Source organism: Arthrobacter sp. I3 (assembly GCF_000520575.1).
Taxonomy (GTDB): domain Bacteria; phylum Actinomycetota; class Actinomycetes; order Actinomycetales; family Micrococcaceae; genus Arthrobacter; species Arthrobacter humicola_A.
This window is the reverse complement of record NZ_KI914962.1, coordinates 30735-32754: the sequence shown is the minus strand read 5'-3', so window position 1 is coordinate 32754 and position 2020 is coordinate 30735. Positions and strand designations below refer to the sequence as shown.

1 protein-coding gene and 1 other RNA gene are annotated in these 2020 nt (G+C 68.4%); both read left to right on the top strand.

All coding sequences use genetic code 11. The features are described from left to right. Positions 1 to 314 precede the first annotated feature (314 nt). Positions 315 to 411, top strand: an RNA gene (gene ffs, locus Y706_RS28435) — signal recognition particle sRNA small type. Positions 412 to 438: 27 nt separating this feature from the next. Then, the coding region (locus Y706_RS26710; protein WP_156945213.1) for a DNA polymerase III subunit gamma and tau at positions 439 to 2020 on the top strand (1582 nt) is incomplete at its 3' end.

The window sequence follows — 2020 nt, the reverse complement described above, 5'->3', positions numbered from 1 at the left end:
GCCCACTCCTTCCCGCCAAGAATGGGCATGCCCCACACCGCCCACTCCCGCCACTTGGACATGCCCCGCGGCCCACTTGAGGGCTGGACATAGCCCCAAAATGCCCACTCCTTCCCGCCAAGAATGGGCATGCCCCACACTGCCCATTCCCGCCACTTGGACATGCCCAGCGGTCCGCCCGACCGCTGGACATAGTCCCACCGCGCCCACTCCTGCAGCCCACTCCTTCTCGCCAAGAATGGGCATGTTCCGTCGAGGATTAAGGGCCAAACCGGGCCAATTCGGGGCACACCCAATCGTCAGGTAAACTTGCTGACGGCCCCTCATGTGGCGTCATCCTGTTGAACTCCCCCAGGACCGGAAGGTAGCAAGGGTAAACGGGCTCTGGCGGGTGCATGAGGGGTCTTTTATGTCTGTGCCGATTGGTAGGGTTTATCTGTGACTGTTACTACCGCCCTCTACCGTCGATACCGCCCCGATTCGTTCGCGGACGTTATCGGGCAGGAGCACGTCACCGAGCCTCTCATGACGGCCCTGCGCAAGAACCGCGTCAACCACGCCTATCTCTTTTCGGGCCCCCGCGGCTGTGGCAAAACCACCTCCGCCCGCATCCTGGCCCGCTGCCTGAACTGCGCCGAGGGCCCCACGGACACCCCTTGCGGCAAGTGCCCCAGCTGCGTGGAACTTGCCCGCGGCGGCTCCGGCTCCCTGGACGTCATTGAGATCGACGCCGCCAGCCACGGCGGTGTGGACGACGCCCGCGACCTCCGGGAACGGGCCACCTACGCCCCCGTCCGGGACCGCTACAAGATCTTCATCATCGACGAAGCCCACATGGTCACGTCTGCCGGGTTCAACGCCCTGCTCAAGATCGTCGAAGAACCGCCGGAACACATCAAGTTCATCTTCGCCACCACGGAGCCGGACAAGGTCATCGGCACCATCCGTTCCCGCACGCACCACTACCCTTTCCGGCTGGTGCCGCCGGAGCCTCTCATGGCGTATCTGGAGCTGCTCTGCACCCAGGAGAACGTCCCCGTGGCGCCCGGGGTGCTCTCGCTCGTCATCCGCGCGGGCGGCGGTTCGGTCCGCGACTCCCTCTCCGTGCTCGACCAGCTCATGGCCGGCGCCGGACCAAACGGACTGGACTACGAACTCGCGGTCGCCCTCCTGGGCTACACGCACGCCTCCCTCCTCGATGACGTTGTGGAGGCCGTCGCGGCGTCGGATGCCGCCACAGTGTTCCGCGCTGTGGACCGCGTCATCCAGACCGGGCACGATCCAAGGCGCTTCGTCGAGGACCTGCTCGAACGCTTCCGCGACCTCATCATCGTCCAGGCGATGCCCGAAAGCGCCCAGTCCATCCTCCGCGGCATGCCGGCGGACCAGATCGCCCGCCTGCAGAACCAGGCGCACAACCTCGGGGCGGCCGAGCTCTCCCGCGCCGCTGACGTCACCAATACCGCTCTCACCGAGATGACCGGGGCCACGTCGCCGCGACTGCACTTGGAACTGCTGTGCGCCCGCATCCTGCTGCCCAGCTCCGAGCAGACCGAGCGCGGCATCGCAGCCCGGATCGACCGCGTCGAGCGGCGTTTGAACTACGCCGGGAACGACGTCGGAGCCCCCCTCGCCGCCGCTCCCGCACCTGTTGCCGTTTCGCCTGCACGCACGGAGCAGGCAGCCGCGCCACAGTTGCCGGCAGCGGACGTGCCCGCCGCACCTTCGCACGCCGCGCCAGCTGCCACAACCACCGCCCCCTCCGCCCCGCGTCAGGGCGAGCAGCCGCCGGCCACAGTCTCCGCGCCCGCCCGGCAGGACGAGCCCGTCCGAGAACCGCTGACGGCGCCACGGGTCAGCACCAGCGACTGGCCTGTGGACGAACCCGCGGCGTCCAGCCGGCCCGCCCCTGCCGCAGGTCCCGCCTCCGCGCCTCCGTCCCTGCCCGCGACTGCCTCAGCGGCTGCCACATCCGCCCCTGCACCGTCCGCCCCTGCGGCATCTACCCCAGCGCCTTCCG